This is a genomic window from Salinisphaera sp. Q1T1-3 (assembly GCF_003602005.1).
In the GTDB taxonomy this organism is placed as follows: domain Bacteria; phylum Pseudomonadota; class Gammaproteobacteria; order Nevskiales; family Salinisphaeraceae; genus Salinisphaera.
Map to the genome: position 1 here is coordinate 32,194 of NZ_QZWD01000001.1, position 24,016 is coordinate 56,209.

Genomic DNA, 24,016 nt, shown 5'->3' on the forward strand with positions numbered 1-24,016 from the left:
AATCTTGCCGTCCGATTTGACGAGCTCTGCCTGCGGGACGCGATTTCGACTGGGATGCAAGGCCGAGAACTCGATTCATCACCGATGCCGACGGCGAACTATCCGGTCTCGCTGAAGCTCGACGGTTGCCGTGTGCTCGTGGCCGGCGGCGGCCGGATCGCCACGCGTCGGATTCCGCGGCTGCTGGCCGCCGGGGCACGCGTGCATGTCGTGGCCCCCGAAATCGCCCCCGATCTGCGCGCTGCTGTCGACGACGATGCGCTCACGTGGTCGGCACGCGCGGTCGACCCGGCGGACATCGACGGTTGTCGTCTGGTGTTCGCGGCGACCGACGACAGTGCGATCAATCGCGAGCTCGCCGTCGCGGCCCGATCGCGTGGCGCACTGGTCCAGCGGGCCGACCATGCCGCCGATTCGGATTTTCTGGTGCCGGCGCTGGTAGAGCGCGGTCCGTTGCAGATCGCCATCGCCAGTGCGGCGTCGGCGCCGAGCCTGACGCGACGCCTGCGCGCCCGGCTTGAGACCCTGGTGCCGGCAGCCTACGGCGACCTCGCGCGACTCGCCGGAGGTTTCCGCGAGGCCGTGCGGACACGCGTGCCACGTGAGCGACGAGGGGCGTTCTGGAACCGGGTTTTCGACGGACCGATTGCCGAGCAGGTCTTCGCGGGACGCTACGAGGCCGCCGAACGCGCGCTCGAGACGGCACTGGCCGATGCGCATGCGGGACTGGAGGCCGTGCGCGGCGAGGTCTATCTGGTCGGCAGCGGACCCGGAGATCCGGATCTGTTGACCTTCCGCGCGCTCCGGCTCATGCAACAGGCCGATGTCGTGCTCTACGACAGCCTGACGGCACCGGAGATTCTGGCACTGGTCGCGCCCGAGGCCGAGCGGGTTCATGTCGGCAAGCGCGCCGATCGTCACACGCTGGCCCAGTCGCGTATCAACACATTGATGGTCGAACTCGCGCAGGCGGGGCGGCGCGTGCTGCGGCTCAAGGGCGGGGACCCGTTCGTGTTCGGACGTGGCGGCGAGGAGATTGCGGAGCTGGCCGAGGCCGGCGTGTCGTTCCAGATCGTCCCGGGCGTGACCGCCGCCAACGGTTGTGCCGCCTACGCGGGCATACCACTGACGCACCGCGATTTCGCGCAATCGGTGATATTCGTCACCGGGCATCTACAGGCCGGCGAACTGAAACTGTCGTGGCCGGAACTGGCGCGTCCCGGCCAGACGGTCGTGTTCTACATGGGGCGTCGCAATCTGGATATCATCTGTCGGTCGCTGACGACGCATGGGCTGGCCAGCGACTGGCCGGCCGCCATGGTGATCGACGGCACGACACGACAGCAGCGGTTGATCGTCGGCACCCTGGCGGATCTGCCGGCACGTGTCGCGGCCGAACCGGCGACCGGGCCAGCGCTACTCATCGTCGGCGAGGTCGTGCGTCTCCACGACACGCTCGGCTGGTTCGAACCGACGCCGTAAGCCCGCTCGGCGGTGCAAGCCGTCGGATCGCGTGACGACGCGCCCTCGGGCCGGTTGATGTGTCATGCGAGTCCGCGCCAAGTGCGCCCGGAAATTGACGATGGGCGGCCAGACGAGGCGTCGCACGCATGGCGTGTCATGCGGCGCCAGCGTGCTGGAACGCTGTATTGCCGTCGTGTTTTTGATTTTGGGGCGCTTGTCCCTTCGGGTTGGGCCGCAGATCCCGCCCCGCGGCGTTGCCAGTCCGGATCAAGGCACGCCACCCACGACACGGGTTGTGGCGCAAACGCGGCGCTCGTATGCAACATCAACAGACCCTGGGCTCGATCTCGTACCGGCCGCATGCGGGGAGTCGAACAATAAAAAAGCCCGACCGTGACACGGTCGGGCTCGTTCGAGTCGCACCTCTGTCAGGCGCGTGCCATCAGTCGTCGCCGCCGAAGACGCCAAGCAGCTGCAGGAGACTGAGGAACAGGTTGTAGATCGTGACGAACAGCGTCACGGTCGCGAGGATGTAGTTCGTCTCGCCGCCGTGAATGATTTCGCCCGTCTGATAGACGATGAGCCCGCTCATCAGCAGCACGAACATCAACGAGACAGCCAGCGACAGGGCAGGAATCGAGAACACCACGGCGATGATGCTCATCACGAAGGCAACCAGAATACCGACGGTCAGCATGCCGGCCCACTGGTTGAAGCGACGACCGGACATGAGCGTGAAGGCAGACAGGCCGATGAAGATCGCGCCGGTGCCACCCATGGCCATTGTGACCAGCTGCGCGCCGTTCGAGAACTGCTGAAGATACATGTCGATGATCGGGCCGAGCGTATAGCCCATGAAGCCCGTCAGCGCGAAGATGCTGACAAGCCCCCAGCCGCTGTTCGCGGTCGCGTTGACGGCGAAAAGCAGGCCGAAATAACCGACCAATGTGATGATCAGGCCCGGGTAGGGCAGATGAAGCGCTGCGGTGAAGCCGGCCACGACCGCCGAAAACAACAGCGTTGCCGACAACAGCATGTAGGTGTTGCGCAGGACGTTGTTGGTGGCAAGCGCTGTCTGGGCGCGACTGGTATAGGTGGTTGTCTGTTCCACGCTCATGGATTACCTCGTTGACGACGTCTTCGGGACGCAAAAGCGGCCTCGGAACAAGACCGTAGCACGCTCGCGAGAAAAGCCAATCTGTTGTTGAAGGATGCACCGATCGGTCGGGCCCTCAATCGTACGGATTGGACCGCAACGCGGCCCGAAAGTTCGTTTCGACGGGCCGTGGCAGCCCCGGGAAAATCGAGACGTCGGCGACCCGACATCCCGGCCCGGCGCATGACGGGTCCAAGCTGCGCCAGGGCCTGTTGATGTTTTGTGCGAGCGCCTTTTCGTCGAGAGACCGCCGTGTGTCCGGCAAGGCGCGAGTCGCCGATCGTGGCGCGCCACGATCCAGACGCGCAACGCCGCGGGGCGCCCATCGTCGATTTTTCATGGGCGGCCCACCCCGAAGGGACAAGCGCCCCAAAATCAAGAACAAGACGGCAATACAGCGTTCTAGCCCGCTGGCGCAGAATGACACGCTATGCGTGCTATGCCTCGTCTTGCCGCCCATCGTCAATTTCAGGGCGCACTTGGCGCGGACTCGCACGAAACATCAACAGGCCCTAGGCTGCGGTCTGGGGAGTCCGATTCGGATCGCGAATGCAGTCGGTAAAGCACGGCCCGGCAGAGGCTGTTTCGAGACAGGGGATCAGCCTGCGGACACGTCTGATGGGCGCGTTCATCATCATCCTGGCGATGTTCGCCCTGGCGGGCATCGTGAGTGTGTGGGCTTTCTATGGCGTCGAGCGGGCCGCGACCGAAGCATCGAGTCTGAATGATGTCCGTGCCGATCTCGACGGACTGGAGATTTCCGTCGTGCGTCAGGAAGGCGCGCTGCGCGGACTGGTGCTGAGCGGCGGTAACCAGCGTTATCTGGACACGCTGAGCGACATGAGTGGTCGCATCGACGAACAGCTCGCCGGATTGCAGGCGCTGACGCTGTGGTCGGCCGGCGAGATCCAGAGCCTGAATGCGCTGCAGACGCTCGAGAAGAAATGGCGCTACACCGTGGCCCAACCGATCATGGCCAAGATTCAGCGTGGCGAACTGGCATCGGCGCGCCAGACATTGAACGACGGCGCCAGTCTGTCGATCTACGACCCGATGCGCGATGCATTGTCGACATTCCGGCATACCGTCAATAACGCACTCGACGTGCGACAGACCGAGCTGGCGGCACAGGAACGGGCCGCGCGCACAACCCTGATCGGTATGCTCGTCTTCGCGATCCTGGTCGGGCTGGCGGCTATCTGGATGACGCAGCGCCGCGTCACGAGTCCGCTGGCCGCTCTGACGGCAACGACTGAGCGGCTGACCCGCGGCGAGCGCGATCTGGGCGTTGCGCATCAGGACCAGCGAGACGAGATCGGGACGCTGGCGCGTGCGATCGAGCGCTTCCGGCTCGGCCTGATCACACAGGATCGACAGAGCTGGGTCGGGGATCATCGCGGCCGGCTGGTCGCGATGATGCACGACTTCGAGGATGACAAGGCGCTGGCCGAGGCGCTGCTCGCCGAAATCGCGCCGTTGATGGGGGCCGGAGCCGCCGCGTTGCTCGCCCCGATTTCCGCGGGCGCCGATGACGACGAAACGCGCGCTTTTCACGCGCTCGCCTGCTACGGCTGCAGCCGGCCCGCGGACTGGCAGGTGCGGCCCGGCGAAGGCCTGATCGGCCAGGTCCTGGTGAATCCGCGGCCGCTCACGCTCGACGGGGTGCCGTCTGAATATGCTGCGATCGAGACCGCAACGGGCGCGGCCCGCCCACGGCTCGTGATGATCGCCCCGGCCGAGGTCGGCGGGCACGTCGAGGCGGTGCTTGAGCTCGCGCTGTTCGAGCCTCCGAGCCCGTGGGCGCTCGAATTGTTCGAATCGATTCTGCCCAACGCCGCGCTGGCATTGCTTGCGTTGGCACGTGGGCGACGGACGCGGACGCTGCTCGCCGAATCGCAGGCCCGGACCGAGGCGCTGCGCGAGTCCGAAACCGCGCTGCGACGCCAGCAGAACGCGATGCAGGAGGCCAATGCCGAACTGCGCGCCCAGAGCGAAGAACTCGGCGCCCAGGCTGAGGAGCTTCGAGCCTCGGAAGAGGCGCTCAAGGTCCAGTCGGATGCCCTGCAGGCGACCAATGAAGAACTGCGGACCAAGCAGGAGATCATGAGCGGACAGCAGGAGGAGCTGTCGCGCATGAACACCGAGGCGCGCGAACGGGCCGACGCACTGGCTCGGGCGAATCAGTACAAGTCGGAATTCCTGGCCAACATGTCGCATGAGCTGCGCACGCCGCTCAACAGCCTGTTGATCCTGTCGCGCAGTCTTGCCGATAACGACGAAGGCAATCTGGACCCGGAACAGGTCGAGGCAGCCACGATCATCCATGAATCGGGCAGCAATCTGCTGGCATTGATCAACGATATTCTCGATCTATCGAAGATCGAGGCCGGCAAGATGACGGTTTCGCCGATGCCGACAGCGATTTCCGCACTGGTGCGGCGTATCGAGCGCGATTTTACTCACGTGGCCCAGCGCAAAGGCCTCCGGTTCGCGGTGGACGTCGCCGATGGCGCGCCGGCCGAAGTTGTCACCGACAGCGGCAAGCTCGAGCAGATCGTGCGCAATCTGGTGAGCAATGCGATCAAGTTCACCGCCAGCGGCGAGGTGCGGGTGGAAATCGCTCCGGCGCCGGCCGATATTGCGCTGCGGCGCACCGACACGACGGCGGACGCGTTGTTCGCGGTCCATGTGATCGATCAGGGCATCGGCATTCCCGAAGCCCGGCTGGAGCAGATTTTCCAGGCATTCGAACAGGTCGATGCGAGCACGAGCCGTCATTACGGCGGTACCGGGCTCGGCTTGTCGATCTCGCGTGAGCTCACGAGCCTGCTGGGCGGCGAAATCCACGTTCGCAGCCGGCTCGGCGAGGGCAGTCGCTTCACAGCCCTCGTCGCCCGACGGCTGCCGATTGACGAGATCGGCTCGTCGGTCAGCGTTGAGGCGCTCGAACCGGGCCATACCGGCGATACCGCACGGCCAGCGCCGGATACCGGCGTCCCCTCGGCCGACCGAGGGGACGTGGCGACGTCACGCGCGCGTCCGTTGTTGCTGATCATCGACGACGACACGACATTCGCCCGCGTAGTGCGCGATGTGGCGCACCAGCGCGGTTTCGACGTGGCGAGTGCGTTCGACGGAGAGCGCGGACTGGATATCGCCCGGCAGAGCACGCCCGATGCCATCGTGCTGGATCTGGGGCTGCCCGGCATGGACGGCTGGGCCGTGCTCGATCGCCTCAAGGCCAGTGCGCGCACGCGCGAGATTCCGGTGCATATCGTCTCGGCAGCCGACGACCCCGGTCAGGCGCGGCGGGCCGGGGCGGTCGGTTATCTGCAGAAGCCGATCGCGCAAGCGGATCTCGATACCCTGTTCACTCGCGCAGAGACATTGAGCGGCCGGCCTGCCCAGCGGATTCTCGTCATCGACGACGATCAGGACGCGCAGACCGCCATCGGCCATCTGTTGCGCCGCGAGGCGATCGAGATCACGCCGGAGACCACCGGCGCCGCCGGACTCGCGGCGCTCGATACCGGTACGTACGACTGTATCGTGCTGGATCTGCATCTGCCTGACATCAACGGTTTCGATCTGTTGGAGCGTATCGCCACGCGGCCGAACAGTCCGCCGGTGGTCGTCTACTCCGGTCGCGAGCTGTCTGACGAGGAAGTGGCACGGTTGCGGGCGCATACCGACAGCATCGTCATCAAGGGCTCGCACGCACAGGATCGTCTGCTCGACGAGATCTCGTTGTTCTTCCATCGGCTGATCGATGATGACCAGACGCCGACCAGGGCCGCCGGCCTGCCGGTTGCGCCAGTGGCCACACCGATTCCGCCGGATGAGCGCCGGGATCTGACCGGCACCACCGCGCTACTCGTCGACGACGACATGCGCAACACCTTTGCTCTGTCACGCGTGCTTCGCACCACCGGTCTGAAAGTGCTCATGGCGGCCGATGGCTTCAAGGCGCTCGACCAGCTCGCGGCCAACGACGATGTCGCGGTGGTGCTCATGGACATCATGATGCCGGGCATGGACGGCTACGAGACGATCCGACGGATCCGGGCTCAGGAGGCGTACAAGGATCTGCCGATCATCGCGCTCACGGCCAAGGCCATGCCGGGCGATCGCGAGAAATGCCTGGCGGCCGGGGCCGACGATTATCTGACCAAACCGCTGGATACGGATCTGCTGATCACACGGGTCGAGGCGCTCGTATGAACGGGTTTCAGCCGCGCGGTGATGGCGGCGGCGAACTCTCGGCGCTGGATCTCGAGGAGCAGGTTCTGGATGTCTTCGTCCAGGCGCTACGGATCCGTCATGGCTACGATTTTTCCGGCTATGCACGCGCTTCGCTCAAGCGACGAGTGCGCCAGTTGGCCAGCGATCTCGAGGTCGCGCGTATCGGGGATCTGATTCCACGCCTGCTTTACGAGCCGGCGCTGTGCGACACCATCATCGAGCATCTGTCGGTCCCCGTGTCAGATCTGTTCCGCGATCCCTGGGTCTTTGCCTCCTTGCGTGAAAAGGTGATGCCGGTCCTGGCGTCGTGGCCGCGCATCAACGTCTGGCAGGCCGGCTGTGCGTACGGCGAGGAAGTCTTCTCGCTGGCCATCATGCTTTTCGAATGCGGCCTGGCGCGGCGCTCGCAGATCTATGCGACCGACATCAACGACCATGCGCTGGAAAAGGCGGCCGAGGGCATCTTCGGTGTCGAGCGTCTGGCAGATTTCGAGTCGAACTACCGGGCCGCCGGCGGCACCGCCGCACTCTCGGACTATTATCATGCGCGCTACGCGCTGCTGCGCATGCGCCGCGAGCTTGGCGAACGGGTCACATTCGCGCATCACAATCTCGTGACCGACGGCGTTTTCGCCGAAGCGCACATGATTCTCTGTCGCAACGTGTTGATCTATTTTTCCCAGCCGCTCAAGGATCGTGTGGTCAAGCTGTTTGCCGACAGCCTCGTGCATGGCGGTTTTCTCGTGCTTGGAGACAAGGAGACGCTGCAATTCTCGCGCTACGCGGACTGTTTCTCTCCCGTGGATGAGCAGGCCCGCATCTATCGGCTTCGCCGGCGGGCCCATGCGTAGAGCCCGATGTGCGGCTCTGGCGATCGGCGGCTCGGCCGGTAGTCTGCCGGTCATCCGGGGGTTGATCGCCGCGCTGCCATGCGAGATGTCGCTGGCAGTCGTGGTGTGCATGCATACGAGTGCGCACGTGATTGACGATCTGTGCGCGGTACTGGGCGATACGGCGACGGTTTCAGTGGTCGAGGCGATCGACGGTGCCGCGGTCGAGCCCGGGCGGGTCTATATCGCCCCCGGTGGGTATCACTTGCTGGTGGAACGCAAGGCACGTTTCGCGCTTTGTGCCGGCCAGCGCATCAACCATGTGCGGCCGGCGATCGATGTCCTGTTCGAAACCATGGCAGAGGCCTATCGTGGCCGTCTGGCCGGCATTCTGCTGTCTGGTCGTAATCACGACGGGGCGATCGGGCTCACGCGCATCCGGGCGTTGGGTGGCCACGTACGCGTCCAGGATCCGGAGACAGCCGAGGCGCCTGAAATGCCGCGGGCGGCTCTGGCACTGGCCGCCCCCGACGGGCAAAATTCACCGGACGAACTGCAGAAGTTCGTGCGAGCGCTGGCATGGATCGGCCCGATTTCTGATGCGTGACCCTCAAACTGCCACGGTAGCGGCGCCCAAGGTGCTGGTAGTCGATGATCTCTATGCCAATCGATTGTCGATGCGGCATATCCTGTCCGGTCTCCACGTCGAGATCGTCGAGGCAGACAGCGGCAATCAAGCGTTGGCCGCCTGTCTGGATCACGAATTCGCCCTGATCCTGCTCGATGTTCAGATGCCCGGCATGGACGGGGTCGAGGTCGCCGAGCTGATCCAGGGCGACGACCAGCTCCGCGAGACCCCGATCATTTTCGTGACCGCGGGGGCGACCGAGGACATGGACCGACTCAAGGGCTATGACGTCGGAGCCGTGGACTACATCAGCAAGCCGCTCAATCCGGGGTTGCTCGCGGCCAAGGTCCGTAATTTCCTCGAGCTTTACGCCAATCGGTGTGCGCTCGTACAGGCCATGGCGGATCTGACCGAACGCAATGCGCAGCTCCAGGCCGAAGTCGAGCGCCGCAAGGCAGCCGAGGCCCGTGCCCAGCGTCTGGCCACACACGATGCCCTCACCGGGTTGCCGAATCGGCTGCTGTTTCTCGACCGGCTTCGCCAGGCCATGGCGCGGGCCGATCGCGGCCGACGCCCGTTCGCACTCGGCTACCTGGATCTGGACGGTTTCAAGCCGGTCAACGATACCCACGGCCATCGGGCCGGGGATCATCTGCTCGAGTCGCTGGCGGCCCGCATGACCGGTCGATTACGCCAGTGCGATACGGTCGCCAGGCTTGGCGGCGACGAATTCGCGGTGCTGTTTGATGGGGTTGCCGATGGCTCGACCGCCGAGGCCTTGGCCGAAACGCTACGCGCCGAGATCGTCCGGCCGGTTGCCATGATCGCCGATGACGGCGGGGCGCCGGTCTCGTTACAGGTTGATTCGAGCCTGGGCATCGCGCTCTATCCGGGCGATGCCGAGGGGCCGGATGCGCTCATGCATCAGGCCGATTGTGCGCTGTACGAAGCCAAGGCCGGCGGCAAGGGGCGTGTCCGGATTCATAATCAGACTGCCTGAGGTGCCGGCTATATCCCGTCATGCCGACTGCCGGTCGGAACGACGGCCGGTTCCGGGATACGAGGTTTATTCGTCGGCGGCCGGCTGTTCCGCGTCGAATGGGGCCAGGGTGTCGGTATCGTTCTGGCTGATCAGCTGATCGACCCGTAGCTCCGCGGATTTCAGCATCGCCTGGCACTGGCGGGCCAGCGTGACGCCTCGTTCGAACTGAGCCAGCGCGTCCTCTAGCGAAATCTCGCCGGTCTCAAGGCTTTCCACGAGCGATTCGAGCTCATCGACCGAGGATTCGAACGCCGCGAGCGGCGGTGCGTCTTCGTCGTTGGGGGCGGCTGAGACGGCGTCGGTGTCTTGATCGGTCATGAGACGACGTGGGGTCTGGTCGAATGGCAGGCTCGATTCTAACCGGCCTGAGGCACAGCGGGGGTTTCTTGCCAGTCGCGGGCGCTTGACTTAACGTGCCGCCAACTCCATTTGCCGCACACGAGACGTGATGGCCAGCCAATACGATGCCGCCGATATCGAGGTGCTCTCCGGGCTCGACCCGGTGCGTAAGCGCCCGGGCATGTTCACCGAAACGTCCCGCCCGAACCATCTCGCGCAGGAAGTCATCGACAACAGTGTCGACGAGGCACTGGCCGGTCATGCCAAATCGATCGAAGTCACACTGCATGCCGACGGTAGCCTGTCCGTGGTCGACGACGGCCGTGGCATGCCGGTCGATACGCACAGCCAGCACGGGGTATCCGGGGTCGAACTGATCCTGACCCGGTTGCACGCGGGCGGCAAATTCTCGAGCAAGAACTATCAGTATTCGGGTGGCCTGCACGGGGTCGGCGTTTCGGTGGTCAACGCGCTGTCGACCGAACTGGTGGTCCAGGTCTGGCGCGACGCCAAACATTACGAGATGCGTTTCGCCAACGGTGAGAAGACCAGCGATCTGGCGGTCATCGGGCAGTGCGCGAAAAGCCGTACCGGCACGATGCTGCGTTTCACGCCGGATACGCATTATTTCGATAATCCGCGGATCGCCACGCCGCGCCTGAAGCATCTGCTGCGGGCCAAGGCCGTGCTTTGTCCGAACCTGAAGGTCCGCTTCGTCGACGAGGCAGCGCAGGAAGACATCGTCTGGCAATACGCCGATGGGCTGGCCGATTACATGGCCGATGCGCTCGAGGGCGTGGACACTGTCATCGCGCCGGCGTTTACCGGCGGCGAGAACGAAGGCGGCCAGACCGTCGACTGGGCGCTGACCTGGATCGCCCCGGACCAGCCCGGCGTGGACGGCGTGACCGAGTCCTACGTCAATCTCATCCCCACCGCGTCGGGCGGCACCCACGTCAACGGCCTGCGCACGGGCCTCACCGAGGCCGTGCGCGAGTTCTGCGAGTTCCGGAACCTGTTGCCACGCGGCGTCAAGATCACGCCGGAGGACGTGTGGTCGGGCTGCACCTATGTGCTGTCGGTCAAGATGAGCGAGCCGCAGTTCTCCGGCCAGACGAAGGAACGTCTGTCCTCGCGTGATATCAGCGGGTTCGTCTCGAATGCGGTCAAGGATGCCTTCTCGCTTTGGCTCAACCGCCATGCCGAGACCGGCGAGACACTGGCCCAGATCATCATCGGCAATGCCCAGGCGCGCGCCAAGAGCGCGAAGAAGGTCAAGCGCAAGAAAGTCACCCAGGGGCCGGCGCTGCCGGGCAAGCTCACCGATTGCGTGACCGACGACCCGACGCGCTCGGAGTTGTTTCTCGTGGAGGGCGACTCGGCCGGCGGCTCGGCCAAGCAGGCGCGCGATCGTAATTTCCAGGCCGTGATGCCGCTGCGCGGCAAGATTCTCAACGCCTGGGAGGTCGAGGCCGCCGATATCATGGCCTCCAACGAGATCCATGATATTTCCGTGGCGCTCGGGCTTGAGCCCGGTTCCGAAAATCTCGAGCGCCTGCGCTATAACAAGGTCTGCATTCTGGCGGATGCCGATTCCGATGGATTGCACATCGCCACGCTGCTCTGTGCCCTGTTCGTCAAACACTTCCGACCGCTGGTCGCCCGCGGCCATGTCTTCGTCGCGATGCCGCCGCTGTTTCGGATCGATGCCGGCAAGGAAGTCTTCTATGCGCTCGATCGCGACGAACGCGATGCGACCATCAAGCGCCTGGAAAACGAAAAGAAACAGCGCAAGATCAGCGTGACCCGGTTCAAGGGGCTGGGTGAAATGAGCGCTCTGCAATTGCGCGAGACCACCATGGCGCCGGACACCCGCCGCCTCGTCCAGCTCGGTATCGAGCCGGAGGATGGCGCGACCGTGGGCGTGGACGAACTGCTCGACATGCTGCTGGCAAAAAAACGGGCCGCCGATCGCCGGGACTGGCTGGAGGCACGCGGTCACGAGGCGGAAGTCGACTAGGGCCTGTTAATACGTCCCGCGTGCGCCGCGTCGGCGGCTCGGCGTGCGACACGAGGCGGCGGGGCGCCGTGTCGATATGTGACACGAGCGCGCGGCAACGCAGATTGCGGGACGAGCCGCAGCCCCTCGAATGGCGCCAGGATCGGGCCCCGCGGCGTAGTGCAACTTGCCGAATCGCGATTCTGGGCAGCAATACGACGCGCGTGGATAGGGCCAACAGGCATTCGGGCGCTGCGTCACGAGATTTCAAACCCAAGACCAAGACAGGCGAGGCCTTGCCCACAGGCAAGGAATGGCCCGGTCGCGCAGAGATCGCCCAGCGCGTGGCGCGTCGGTCATGAGGCTCACCTCGTCTCTCGGCTCGTGTACTGCCAGGTCGCGTTGGGCGGCATCACAGTGATTGGCGCCGGCGTTGACAGGCCCGGGCCTCGGCAACGGCTTCCGGGCCGTGTTGCGATCGCGCCGGGCCTCGGTCAGTGGATGTCAGCGGCCGGTCAGGCGCCGAGCGTATTGCATCGCACGCGGTCGCCGGTATGGTTGCCGTGGGCGCGCATGGCCCGGTACTGTCCGTTTCGCCGGGCCGTTTCCGGCATGCCACGATTCTTCAGCGAGACACGATGGCCACGACCTTCGAACACGAAAGCGAGCGTCTACCGCTCAATGCCTTTGCCGAAAAGGCGTATCTCGATTATGCGATGTACGTCATCCTCGATCGTGCGCTGCCGCACGTCGGGGACGGTCTCAAGCCGGTTCAGCGGCGCATCGTCTATGCGATGAGCGAGCTGGGCCTGTCGGCGGCCTCGAAGCCCAAAAAGGCCGCGCGCACGGTCGGCGATGTGATCGGCAAGTTCCATCCGCACGGGGACTCGGCCTGTTACGAGGCCATGGTCATCATGGCCCAGCCGTTTACCTATCGCTATCCGTTGGTCGACGGGCAGGGCAACTGGGGCACGGCCGACGACCCGAAGTCGTTCGCGGCGATGCGCTATACGGAGTCACGTCTGACGGCGTATGCCGCCACACTGCTCGCCGAGCTGGGGCAGGGCACGGTCGACTGGCAGCCCAACTTCGATGGCACGCTCGACGAGCCGGCGACTCTGCCGGCGCGTCTGCCCAACGTGCTGCTCAACGGCGGGACCGGAATTGCGGTCGGCATGGCCACCGATATCCCGCCGCACAACCTGCGCGAGGTGGCGGCGGCCACGACCCATCTGCTCGAGCATCCGGAGGCCGATCTCGATGCGCTGATGGCGCACCTGCCGGCACCGGATTTTCCGACCGGTGCAGAAATCATCACGCCGGCCGCCGAGATTCGTCAGCTCTACGCAACGGGCAACGGCCAGATCAAGGTGCGCGCGACCTACATCGTTGAAAACGGCGAGGTGGTCATCGATGCGTTGCCGTACCAGACCTCCGGCGCCAAGGTTCTGGAGCAGATCGCCGGTCAGATGGCAGCCAAGAAACTGCCCATGGTCTCGGATCTGCGCGACGAATCCGATCACGAGAACCCCACGCGGCTCGTCATCGTCCCGCGCTCCAACCGGGTCGACGTCGAAGCCATGATGGCGCATCTGTTCGCGACCACGGGCCTGGAGAAGAATGTCCGCGCGAACCTCAACGTCATCGGTCTCGACGGCGCGCCGAAGGTCAAGAATCTGCGCGACCTGCTCACGGAATGGCTGACGTATCGCACCGCCACGGTGCGCCGCCGGCTCGAGCATCGTCTCGATCAGGTCGTCGATCGGCTGCATATCCTCGAAGGGCTGCTGGTCGCGTATCTGAATATCGACGAGGTCATTCGTCTCATCCGGACCGAGGATGACCCCAAGCCGGTGATGATGGAGACCTTCGGGATCACGGATGTCCAGGCCGATGCCATCCTGAACCTGCGTCTGCGACATCTGATGAAGCTCGAGGAATTCAAGATCCGCGGCGAGCAGGAAGAACTCGAGGCCGAGCGCCAGGATCTCGAGGCCACGCTCGGCTCCGACAAGCGATTGAAGGCATTGATCGCCGACGAGATTGCGGCCGATGCCGAGAAATACGGTGACGATCGCCGCAGCCGGCTCGTCGAGCGAACCCAGGCCAAGGCCCTCTCGGAAGCCGATCTGCTACCAAGCGAGCCGATCACGGTCGTGCTTTCGCGCGAGGGCTGGATCCGGGCCGCCAAGGGGCACGACGTCGATGTCGGCGGCCTGAACTACCGCACCGGCGACGGCTATCTCGCCTCGGCCCGCGGCCGCTCGAACGACATGCTGATCGCTCTGGATTCGACCGGACGCAGTTACAGCCTCGCCGCACATCGGCTGCCGTCGGCGCGCGGCCAGGGCGAACCGTTGACCGGCAGCCTGAATCCGGCCGACGGTGCCAGCTTCGTTGGTGTGGCGCTCGGCGCCGAGTCACTGGTCTGTGTTCTGGCCTCGAGTGCCGGCAATGGGTTCGCCACCACGCTGGCCGACATGGCCAGCAAGCAGAAGGCCGGCAAGGCCACGCTGTCGCCCGGCAAGAGCGCGGCGGCGATGGCGCCGAGCACGGTCGATGCCGAGGCTGCGGAGCTCTGCGTGGTCACCAGCAGCGGTCATCTTCTGTGCCTGGCGCTTGATGAACTGCCACGTCTGAGCAAGGGCAAGGGCAACAAACTGGTGGCGCTCAAGGCCGGCGAGACGCTGGTGGCGATCCAGGCTCTAGCCGAGCAGGCCACGCTGGTCGTGCACAGCGGCAAACGGCACATGACGCTCAAGTCGGCCGAACGTGATGCCTATCGCGGGCCGCGCGCCTCCCGCGGCCGGCAGCTGCCACGCGGCTTCACTTCGGTTCAGGCGCTCGGCGTGGATTGAGCCAGCCCGGTATCGGCCGTGAGACGGCCAGGCGGGGCCGCCTCATCGTGGCGCCTGAGCCGGGCTGTGCCCGGCTCAGGCCACGCCGATGACCTGCTTGGCCGTATCGCCGGCCTGCTCGCGAGCGAGTTTGGGCACGAGATAACCGGGTAGGCGGGCGGCCACGGCGCGCATGAGCGCGATCGCACGTTGCTCGGGGACCTCGAAATGGTGCACGCCGGCGACGCGATCCAGCAGATGCAGGTAGTACGGCGAGACGCCGGCATCGAACAGGGCTTCGCTCAAGGCGATCTGTGCCTCGGCGCTGTCGTTGACCCCGGCCAGCAACACGGCCTGGTTGAGCAGCGTGGCCCCGGCGCGCTGGAGGGCTCGCAGACGCGCGCACACGCCCGGGCTCAGCTCGCGAGCATGGTTGACGTGGACGACGACGACGACCCGAGCCCGCCGCGCGGCGATCCAGTCGAGCAGGCCGGCATCGATGCGCTCGGGCAGCACGATGGCCGTACGGGTGTGCAGGCGCAGGCGGCGCACGTGGGTGATGGCATCGAGTGCCGCGCCGATCGTCGCAAGCCGGTCGTTGGTCAGCGACAGTGGATCGCCGCCCGACAGAATGATCTCGGCCAGTGACGCATCGGCGGCGATGCGTGCGATAACCTGGCGCATCCGCGAGCCGCCGGCGTGATGGGCGCTGTAGTCGAAATGGCGCCGAAAACAATAGCGACAGTGCACCGCACAGGCCCCGGTGGTCACCAGCAAGGCCCGGCCGTGGTATTTGTGCAGCAGGCCGTCACCGGTCGTGCTGTCCAGGTCGCCGACCGCATCCCATGCGAAACCCGGACGTTCGATGGTCTCTGCGTCGAGCGGCAGCACCTGACGTAGCAACGGGTCGTCGATGTCGCCCGGCGTCATCCGGGCGAGATAGGACTCGGGCACGCGAAGACCGAACAGCGCGGCGGCCCGACGCGCGGCATCGAGCTGCTCGGCGGGCAACGCCAGACGCGAGAACAGCGTCTCGACGTCGGTGACCGAGGCGCGCATCGCCTGCTGCCAGCCCGGCGTGGGATGCGATAGACTGCGCGCCGTCACGGCGCCGGGCGCAGGGGATGTGAGACTCTCGGCCATGCCGTCATTCTACGCATCGTGGCTCGGCATCGGGCGGCGATGCGCGAACAGTTCCGGAGATTCGATTTATGGCGCAATATTCCACAAACCAGTTCAAGGGTGGCCTGAAGATCATCCTCGATGGTGACCCCTACAGCATCGTGGAGAACGAATTCGTCAAACCCGGCAAGGGGCAGGCGTTCAACCGTGTGAAGGTGCGCAATCTCAAGACCAATCGCGTGGTCGAGCGCACGTTCAAGTCGGGGGACTCGGTCGAGGCGGCCGACGTGTTCAACCTCGATCTGCAGTTTCTGTATCACGACGGCGAGTTCTACCATTTCATGGATCCGAACAGCTTCGAGCAGTACCAGGCCGCGGAAGCCGCGGTCGGCGATGCGGCGAAGTGGATCAAGCCCGAGGACAAGTGCGACGTCACCCTCTGGAACGGTGTGCCGTTGCAGGTGGATGCGCCGAATTTTCTGGTCGCCAAGGTCATCGAGACCGATCCGGGCGTGCGGGGCAACACCTCGTCGGGCGGCACCAAGCCGGCCACGCTGGAAACCGGTGCTGTGGTGCAGGTGCCGTTGTTCATCGAACAAGGCGAAGTGCTGCGCGTTGACACGCGCAAGGCCGAGTACGTCTCCCGCGCCGGCGACAGCTGACTCGGGCGTGGGCTTGCGGGCATTCGACGGCGGTTCGGGCGTCGCCCCGGCGATGATTGCCAGACGCGCCGCGCTGCTCGCTGCCCTCCGGCAGGTGATGGCCGATCTCGATGTGCTCGAGATCGACGGCGCGGTGCTCTCGGCAGCCGCGCCGGCCGAGCGTGCGCTCGACTGCCTGGCGGTCGTCGAGGCCGGCTGGCTGGTGCCGTCGCCGGAACACGGGCTCAAGCGACTGCTTGTCGAGTTGCGTCGCGACTGTTATCAGCTCGGCCATGTCTTTCGGGCCGGTGAGCACGGGCGCTGGCACAATCCGGAATTCACGATGCTCGAGTGGTATCGCCTTGGCGCTTCAATGGCCGATGCCGTGGATACGCTGGACGCGGTCCTCCAGGAGGCCGGTGCGCCGAGGCGGGTTCGTTGTCGGCGTTATGCCGATGTGTTCGCCGAAGCCACCGGGCTTGATGTCCGGACCGCCGATACCGAAGCGCTGGCAGCACATGCGCGGGCGCAGGGCATAGCGCCCGCCGATGCGGATGCCGGTGACCGGGTGTTCTGGCTCGATCTGCTCATGGCGTTCTGTGTGCAACCGACGCTCGGGCGCGATGGGCCGGAAGTGATCACGCATTTCCCGGCCGACGATGCCGTTCTCGTCGAACTCGATCCGCACGATCCGCGCTTCGCGCAACGGTTCGAGTGCTTCTGGCAGGGCATCGAGCTGGCCAACGGCGCTGTCGAGCTGACCGATGTCGAACAGGCACGTAAGCGCATGGTGCGCGAACAACAGGCCCGTCGGGCGGCCGGCAGCGCCGTACCACCGATCGATGAGCGCCTGCTACAGGCCATGACGGCAGGATTGCCACGCTGCGCGGGCGTTGCCCTCGGGGTCGATCGCCTGCTGGCGCTGCTCACGGGTGCTGAGCAGCTGGCTGATGTGGTGCCTTTCGCCTGGCCGGCCCGCTGAGCCGACAGGCCAGCCACGGCCCGGCGTCGCGGCGTTCGTCAGCGGCAGTGGCCGAGTGGGGCGTTGAGCTTCACCGGCATGCCCGGGGCCAACACGTCGTCAAACGCCATGACATCGGCGCCGAACAGCGCGATCACGCTCGATCCGAGACAGAAATGCCCCATCTCGTCGCCGCGTTCGTAAGCATGATCGGCCGGGTTGAATCGCTGCGCGCGCGCCGCCCGTCGATGGGGCGGGCAGACACGCCCGGTCGCCACATCGTGTATGCCGCCCACAATGAAGGCACCGACCAGGACCAGCGCCATCGGCCCGTTCTCGGTTTCGAACAGGCTCACGAGGCGTTCGTTGCGGGCGAATAGTCGGCTGACCGCACGCACGCAGCGCGGATTCACGCCGAACAGCCGGCCGGGCACGTAGCGTGTGGCCTGCAACCGGCCAGCACTCGGCATATGGACGCGGTGGTAATTCGACGGCGCCAGATAGAAGGTCGCATAGCGGCCGCCGGTGAAACGTGCCGCCAGGGTTGAATCGTCCAGCAGACTCGCGACGTCGTAGGCCACGCCCTTGGTCTGGAAAAGCTGGCCGGCCTCGATGTCGCCCAAGGCACCGAGCGTGCCATCGACCGGGCAGACCAGCGCCGTCGCATCGTCCGGAGCTGGCCGAGCGCCGCTGGCTAGGCGCCGCGTGAAAAACGCGTTGAAACTGTCGTAGGCGTAGGCATCCGGCTCGGCGGCCTCGCTCATGTCGATGGCCGGATAACCTTTCAGAAATGCGCGAATCAACGCGTTCTTCAGCCAGCGCCGGCGAGCGCCGGCCAGGCTGAGCGCCGCGCGTGAGATCGCCCGGGTCGGCAGACAGCCCAGTGTCGTGGCAAAGATTCGATCGCCGGTCGTGGCAGGCAGCGGTGCGGACATCGGCTCCTCAAGGGTCGGGTGGCAGTCTCGTGGCCGGTCTTGCCGGGCGTGTGGCGGACACCTTCTGCATTCTACGTGACCGCGCTGCCGATCGATGACCGCGGGCGGGCGGAAACCGGCCGTCGAGGCGCTATGGCCGGCCGCGAGCCAGCCTCGGCCCGCACGACCGTGTCAGGTGAAGGCGACGGGCGCATCGCGACAACGCGCCGAGAACATCCCCCCGAAGCGGCGCGTGGTTTATCCTGTTGTGCTATCGCTTCGATGATCAGCTAACGGCATGGCAGAAACACAGGCCGACGTGTCGACGTCGCTCACGCGTATTCTCGATTACATTCGCTGGGGGGCGTCGCGCTTCGTGGCAGCGGATCTGTCCTACGGACACGGCAGCGACAACGCGATCGACGAGGCGGCTCATCTCGTGCTCGATGCGCTCGGGCTCGATCATCACCTGCCGGACATCTATTTCGAGTCGGTGCTCACGCCTGCCGAAAGGGCCGCAGCCATCGCGATCATCGAGCGGCGTATCGAGACGCGGCTGCCGGCGCCATACCTGACCGGCCGGGCCTGGTTCGCGGAGCTCGAATTCTTCGTCGACGAGCGCGTGATCGTGCCGCGTTCGCCGATCGCCGAGCTCATCGAGGGCGGTTTCCAGCCGTGGCTGGGGCATCGCGAACCGCTGTCGGTGCTCGATCTGTGTACGGGCTGCGGCGCCATTGCGATTGCCTGCGCCGATGCGTTTCCGGACGCGCGCGTGGTCGGTACCGACGCCAGCCCGGAGGCGCTCGCGGTCGCTGAAATCAATTGCGACAAACACGACACCGGTCCACAGGTCGAACTGGTACAGGCCGACCTGTTCGATGGACTCGCGCCGCAGCGTTTCGACCTGATCGTGACCAATCCGCCGTACGTCACGCAGGACGAATACGCCGGTCTGGACCCGGAATTCCAGCATGAGCCGGGCTTTGCCTTCCACGGCGATGCCGAGGATCTGACACTGGTCGAGCGTATCCTGTTCGGCGCGCCCGATTATCTGTCCGAGGACGGTCTGCTGATCATCGAAGTCGGCGCTTCGGCTTTCCTGCTGGAAGCCAAGTACCCGGATCTGCCCGTGACCTGGATCGACCTGGAGCGCGGTGGCATGGGTATCGGTGCGTTCGAGGCCGAGGATCTGGCGGCCTGGGTCCAGGCCCAGCGCGAGGAGGGCTGACCATGGCCGGCAACACCTGGGGGCAGCACTTCACGGTCACCTCGTTCGGGGAATCGCATGGCCCGGCGATCGGTTGCGTGATCGATGGCTGCCCGCCCGGCATCGCCGTCGATGCGTCTGTCCTGCAGGCCGATCTCGATCGACGCAAGCCCGGGACGTCGCGCTACGTCACGCAGCGTCGTGAAGCCGACGAGGCCAGGATTCTCTCGGGCGTGTTCGAGGGCCGGACCACCGGCACGCCGATCGCAATCGTCATCGAGAATACCGACCAGCGCTCGCGGGACTATTCCAGGATCGCCGATGTATTCCGCCCCAATCATGCCGATTATGCGTACACGCAGAAGTACGGCTTTCGTGATTATCGCGGCGGCGGACGTTCCTCGGCCCGCGAGACGGCCACGCGTGTCGCCGCCGGGGCGATCGCGCGTCGCGTGCTGGCCGAGACCTGGGGCATCGAGATCCAGGGCTGGCTTTCGCAGCTCGGCGATATCCATCTCGGCGACGATGATCTGGCCGCAGCGCGCGAGAATCCGTTCTTCTGTGCCGAACCGGCCCGTATTCCCGAGCTTGAATCGTTCATGACCCAGCTGCGACGCGACGGCGACTCGATCGGCGCGCGTATCGAGGTGATGGCCAGGGGCGTTCCGCCGGGCTGGGGCGAGCCGGTCTTCGATCGGCTCGACGCCGATATCGCCAAGGCGTTGATGAGCATCAACGCCGTCAAGGGCGTAGAGATCGGAGACGGCTTCGCCGCCGTGGCCATGCGGGGGTCGACCCATCGAGACGAGATGACGCCGGACGGCTTCAAGACCAATCATTCGGGAGGCGTCCAGGGCGGCATCTCGTCGGGCCAGGCGATTCGCGCGAGCCTGGCACTCAAGCCGACCTCGAGCATCATCATTCCCGGTGAGACCGTGACGACCAGCGGCGAGTCCACGCAGATGCACACGACCGGTCGACACGATCCCTGTGTCGGCCTGCGAGCGACCCCGATCGCCGAGGCCATGCTGGCGATCACACTGCTCGATCACGCGTTGCGCCATCGCGGACAGAATGCGGACGTAGTGCCGCCGCTGCCCACACTGCCCGGCGCGATCACGTAATGTAGAGCGGGCAGGGACAAGGGGGATGCGCATGAGACAGGCTGGACGCAGCGGGATGGCGGCTGTGGCGCTCGCCGTCGGGTTGGCCGTCATGGCCGGGCCGGCCGCGGCCACGCCGGTCGACGAGGCGGTTCAGGCGCTGTCTGCCGGCCAGTCGCAGGCCGCACTCGACCGGCTGGATGCCTGGATTCGGGCGCATCCCGACGACCAGCGTGCCCGTTTTCTCCAGGCCAGCGCGCTGGCGGATACCGGCCAGACAAGCCGGGCGATTCAGGTATTCGAAGACCTCAACGCGCCGGACGCCCCACGTGCGGATGTGCTGAACAATCTCGGCATTCTGTATGCGCGCGACGGCCGGCTCGACAGCGCGCGCGAGGCGTTGATGCGCGCGGTGGCTCTGGCGCCGGACAACGACATGGTGCGGCGCAACCTGGGCGACGTGTATCTGGCGCTGGCCGGCGCGGCCTACGATGGCGCCGGTCCGGCCGCGGCCCGTCGCCGACAGCAGTTGACCCGTCTGTTGCCGGCACTGGCGGATCTGAAATCCGGCCCGGCAGACGACACGGACACCGCCCCGGCGCCCGCGGCTCGTATCGACGCTGCTACAAATGGGCACGGCCCGGATGACGCGCCGCAGGCCACGGCCGCGTCGAACCGGCCCGAGACCGGCGATGTGCTGCGCCAGGCGATCGCCGCCGTCTTGAGTGCGCGCGCCACGGCACGCAACGAGTCTGATCTTGCCGGCTGGCTGGCGACCTACAGCGACGATTTCCAGCCAGGGGACGACGAGAACCGTGCAGACTGGATCCAGCGACAGCGTACGCTGCTGGCGGATCCGCCGGCCGCAGCGCGGCGTGTCGCCAACGTCGATGTCGACCGGGTGGGGCCGGACCGCGTGGATGCCACCTGGGACGAGATCAGTGCCGACAACGGGCCGCGCGTCGCCGAGCGCGGGGTGCTCGTTCGCGAAGACGGCAGCTGGCGCATCCGCGCGCTCGGCGGTGGCTCCTGAGCCAGGCGCTGGCGAGCGGTTCTCAGGACGCGATCTGTAGCGCCAACGCGGCGCTCGCACGACACATCGACAGGCTCTAGTTGTCGAGGCCCGCGGCGATCTCGGTTGCCTCGGTCTCGAGCATGGCCACCAGCGCCCGGGCAGCATTCGACAGGGTGCGCTGGGGATGGCGCATGACCCCGAGGGTCCGGGCCATCGTCACGCCAGGCACTGCCAGCGGAGTGAGCGCGTTTGGCATGGCTCGCGGCAGCACCGTCCAGCCGAGCCCTACATCCGCCAGCATCCGCAGGGTCTCGAGCGAGTGACTTGTCATGCGAGGCCTCGGCACCGCGCCGGCACTCGCGAATGCCGAGGCGACGATCGCGAAAGTGTAGCTTTCCGGCGGCGGCAGTACGGCCGCGTGCCGGGCCAGCTCATCGGCCGTGACAGTCTCGCGGCCGGCCAGCGCATGCGCGTTGCCGACATAGATGTCGAGCGGATCGTGCCAGATCGGCAGCGCGATCAGTCGCGGATGGGGCGTGACCGGCAGGGTGATGACCGCCAGCTCGCTTTCGCCGTTGACCACCTGGGCACAGGCCAGCTCGGAATCGGCGAACGAGATCTGTGGCGATACGGCCGGGTAGCGCGCGACGAAGCGGCGCAGTACGGCCGGCATCCGATGCATGCCGACATGATGAGACAGCGCGATATCGAGCTGGCCCTCGATGCGCTCTGACAGATTATCCAGCGCCCGGTCGCCATCGGCGAGCGCGGCGATCGTCTGGCGGGCATGCGGCAGATAGGCCTGGCCGGCCTCGGTCAGATCGACCTCGCGTCCGGTTCGGTCGAGCAGTCGATGGCCCAGACGAGCCTCGAGCCCGGCCAGACGTTTGCTCACGGCCGGCTGGCTCAGGTGCAGACGCAGCGCGGCGGCGCCGAACGAGCCGGTTTCGGCGACGGCCACGAACGCAAGAAGAGCATCGATACGCATTCACGTATTCTATTCCGAACTGGAATCGATGACAGAAAAATATTCATTTGAGTAATGCGTCAGCCCTTTCTAGACTGCGCGCCACTGAAAACAGGAGCACGAGCATGGGCCAGACGCTTTACGAGAAGATATGGAACGAGCATTGCGTCACGGACAACAGTGATGACGCGCTGCTCTACATCGACCGTCACATGGTCCATGAAGTCACCTCGCCCCAGGCCTTTGAAGGGCTGCGGCTGGCCGGCCGCGGCCTGTGGCGGACCAATGCGAATCTGGCGGTGCCGGACCACAACGTGCCGACGGTCAACCGCGACGGCGGTATTGCCGACCCGATTTCCCGCGCCCAGGTCGAAGCATTGCAGGCCAACTGCAACGCCTTCGGAGTCCGCCTGTTCGGCATGGGCGACCCGCGTCAGGGCATCGTCCATATCATCGGCCCGGAGCAGGGCGCCACGCAGCCGGGCATGACCATCGTCTGCGGTGATTCGCACACCGCGACTCACGGCGCCTTCGGGGCGTTGGCCTTCGGTATCGGCACCTCGGAAGTCGAGCATGTTCTGGCCACGCAGACGCTGCCCCAGGCCCGGTCTAAGACCATGCTGGTGCGCGTCGACGGGCACACCGCACCGGGGATTTCGGGCAAGGACATCATGCTCGCCATCATCGGCAAGATCGGCACTGCCGGCGGCACGGGCTATGTCATCGAGTACGGCGGCCAGGCGATCCGCGATCTGTCGATGGAAGGCCGCATGACGATGTGCAACATGTCCATCGAGGCCGGCGCACGCGCGGGCATGGTGGCCGTCGATGACAAGACGATCGACTACATGCGCGGCCGGACGTATGCGCCGGACGAAACCCAGTGGGACGACGCCGAGCGCTACTGGCGCACGCTGGTTTCCGATGAGGATGCCGAATACGATCGCGTGGTCACGCTCGACGCCGCCGAGATCGCGCCGCAGATCACCTGGGGAACCTCGCCCGAGATGGTGGTGCCGATTACCGCGCGTGTGCCGGATCCGGCACACGCGCCCGATGCCGGTCAGGCAAAGAGCTGGACCCGAGCACTGGAATACATGGATCTGACTGCCGGTGTGCCAATGACCGAGATCATGCTGGACAAGGTCTTTCTCGGCTCCTGTACCAATGCCCGCATCGAGGATCTGCGCGTCGCCGCACAATATCTGGCGGGCCGACGCATCGCGCCGAACATCAAGCTCGCCATGGTGGTGCCCGGTTCCGGTCTCGTGAAACTGCAGGCCGAAAAAGAGGGCCTGGATGCGATCTTCAAGGCCGCCGGTTTCGAATGGCGTGATGCCGGATGTTCCATGTGCCTGGGCATGAACGACGATAATCTGATGCCCGGCGAGCGCTGTGCCTCGACATCGAATCGCAATTTCGAGGGTCGTCAGGGCAAGGGCGGGCGTACCCATCTGGTCAGTCCCGCCATGGCGGCCGCCGCCGCGGTCTACGGCCACTTCGTCGATATTCGCGATCTGGATGGCGGCGCGTGACTCCGGGCCGCTCG

General features: G+C 65.7%; 18 protein-coding genes. 13 read left to right on the forward strand and 5 right to left on the reverse strand.

Annotated elements, in window-relative coordinates; genetic code table 11:
* Positions 1-84: 84 nt before the first annotated feature.
* A complete protein-coding gene (gene cysG / locus D3260_RS00130; RefSeq protein WP_120096452.1) occupies positions 85-1,482 on the forward strand; it encodes a siroheme synthase CysG in 1,398 nt (465 codons plus the stop codon).
* Between the two features lie 424 nt (positions 1,483-1,906).
* Here the strand turns inward: cysG and D3260_RS00135 are convergent, their stop codons facing one another.
* Positions 1,907-2,581, reverse strand: a complete 675-nt coding sequence (locus D3260_RS00135) for a Bax inhibitor-1/YccA family protein (RefSeq protein ID WP_120096453.1) — start codon at positions 2,579-2,581, stop codon at positions 1,907-1,909.
* Positions 2,582-3,169: 588 nt separating this feature from the next.
* Here D3260_RS00135 and D3260_RS00140 point away from each other — a divergent pair.
* Genes D3260_RS00140 through D3260_RS00155 form a run of 4 tightly spaced genes read left to right on the forward strand, consistent with a single transcriptional unit; the run spans position 3,170 to position 9,320 of the window.
* Complete coding sequence (locus D3260_RS00140) at positions 3,170-6,841, forward strand: response regulator (RefSeq protein ID WP_120096455.1); 3,672 nt, start codon at positions 3,170-3,172, stop codon at positions 6,839-6,841.
* The gene (locus D3260_RS00145; RefSeq protein ID WP_120096456.1) at positions 6,838-7,713 is read left to right on the forward strand and encodes a protein-glutamate O-methyltransferase CheR; all 876 of its coding nucleotides are present in this window, start codon (positions 6,838-6,840) and stop codon (positions 7,711-7,713) included. The genes D3260_RS00140 and D3260_RS00145 overlap by 4 nt, the downstream gene beginning before the upstream one ends.
* Complete coding sequence (locus tag D3260_RS00150; protein ID WP_158583320.1) at positions 7,706-8,299, forward strand: chemotaxis protein CheB; 594 nt, start codon at positions 7,706-7,708, stop codon at positions 8,297-8,299. Before D3260_RS00145 ends, D3260_RS00150 begins: the two co-directional genes overlap by 8 nt.
* Positions 8,292-9,320 carry a diguanylate cyclase domain-containing protein gene (locus D3260_RS00155; RefSeq protein ID WP_120096458.1) on the forward strand — a complete coding sequence of 343 codons (1,029 nt, stop codon included), beginning with the start codon at positions 8,292-8,294 and terminating at the stop codon, positions 9,318-9,320. Before D3260_RS00150 ends, D3260_RS00155 begins: the two co-directional genes overlap by 8 nt.
* Positions 9,321-9,386: 66 nt before the next feature.
* Here the strand turns inward: D3260_RS00155 and D3260_RS00160 are convergent, their stop codons facing one another.
* A complete protein-coding gene (locus D3260_RS00160) occupies positions 9,387-9,680 on the reverse strand; it encodes an exodeoxyribonuclease VII small subunit (RefSeq protein ID WP_120096459.1) in 294 nt (97 codons plus the stop codon).
* Positions 9,681-9,810: 130 nt separating this feature from the next.
* Between D3260_RS00160 and parE the strand changes: the two genes are divergently transcribed.
* Together parE and parC are read left to right on the forward strand one after the other, a co-directional pair.
* Positions 9,811-11,721, forward strand: coding sequence for a DNA topoisomerase IV subunit B (gene parE, locus D3260_RS00165; protein WP_199671292.1), 1,911 nt, complete (start codon positions 9,811-9,813; stop codon positions 11,719-11,721).
* A gap of 617 nt (positions 11,722-12,338) precedes the next feature.
* Positions 12,339-14,558, forward strand: a complete 2,220-nt coding sequence (gene parC, locus D3260_RS00170; protein ID WP_120096910.1) for a DNA topoisomerase IV subunit A — start codon at positions 12,339-12,341, stop codon at positions 14,556-14,558.
* A 75-nt stretch (positions 14,559-14,633) separates the two neighbouring features.
* Here the strand turns inward: parC and epmB are convergent, their stop codons facing one another.
* Complete coding sequence (epmB, locus tag D3260_RS00175) at positions 14,634-15,596, reverse strand: EF-P beta-lysylation protein EpmB (protein WP_370456272.1); 963 nt, start codon at positions 15,594-15,596, stop codon at positions 14,634-14,636.
* 152 nt (positions 15,597-15,748) lie between these two features.
* Between epmB and efp the strand changes: the two genes are divergently transcribed.
* Both efp and epmA read left to right on the forward strand, forming a co-directional pair.
* Complete coding sequence (gene efp, locus D3260_RS00180) at positions 15,749-16,321, forward strand: elongation factor P (protein ID WP_120096464.1); 573 nt, start codon at positions 15,749-15,751, stop codon at positions 16,319-16,321.
* Between the two features lie 52 nt (positions 16,322-16,373).
* Positions 16,374-17,282, forward strand: a complete 909-nt coding sequence (gene epmA, locus D3260_RS00185) for an EF-P lysine aminoacylase EpmA (protein WP_120096465.1) — start codon at positions 16,374-16,376, stop codon at positions 17,280-17,282.
* A 38-nt stretch (positions 17,283-17,320) separates the two neighbouring features.
* Here epmA and asd read toward each other — a convergent pair whose 3' ends face one another.
* Positions 17,321-18,196, reverse strand: a complete 876-nt coding sequence (asd, locus tag D3260_RS00190; RefSeq protein ID WP_120096467.1) for an archaetidylserine decarboxylase — start codon at positions 18,194-18,196, stop codon at positions 17,321-17,323.
* Positions 18,197-18,473: 277 nt separating this feature from the next.
* Between asd and prmB the strand changes: the two genes are divergently transcribed.
* The 3 genes from prmB to D3260_RS00205 are packed head-to-tail and all read left to right on the forward strand — an operon-like array spanning position 18,474 to position 21,518.
* Positions 18,474-19,403, forward strand: coding sequence for a 50S ribosomal protein L3 N(5)-glutamine methyltransferase (prmB, locus tag D3260_RS00195; protein ID WP_120096468.1), 930 nt, complete (start codon positions 18,474-18,476; stop codon positions 19,401-19,403).
* A 2-nt stretch (positions 19,404-19,405) separates the two neighbouring features.
* Complete coding sequence (aroC, locus tag D3260_RS00200; RefSeq protein WP_120096470.1) at positions 19,406-20,506, forward strand: chorismate synthase; 1,101 nt, start codon at positions 19,406-19,408, stop codon at positions 20,504-20,506.
* Positions 20,507-20,537: 31 nt separating this feature from the next.
* Complete coding sequence (locus D3260_RS00205; protein WP_158583321.1) at positions 20,538-21,518, forward strand: tetratricopeptide repeat protein; 981 nt, start codon at positions 20,538-20,540, stop codon at positions 21,516-21,518.
* A gap of 76 nt (positions 21,519-21,594) precedes the next feature.
* Here the strand turns inward: D3260_RS00205 and D3260_RS00210 are convergent, their stop codons facing one another.
* Positions 21,595-22,488, reverse strand: coding sequence for a LysR family transcriptional regulator (locus tag D3260_RS00210; protein ID WP_120096473.1), 894 nt, complete (start codon positions 22,486-22,488; stop codon positions 21,595-21,597).
* 104 nt (positions 22,489-22,592) lie between these two features.
* On the opposite strand from D3260_RS00210, the gene leuC reads away from it, so the two are divergent.
* Positions 22,593-24,002, forward strand: a complete 1,410-nt coding sequence (gene leuC / locus D3260_RS00215) for a 3-isopropylmalate dehydratase large subunit (RefSeq protein ID WP_120096474.1) — start codon at positions 22,593-22,595, stop codon at positions 24,000-24,002.
* The last annotated feature ends 14 nt before the right edge of the window (positions 24,003-24,016 follow it).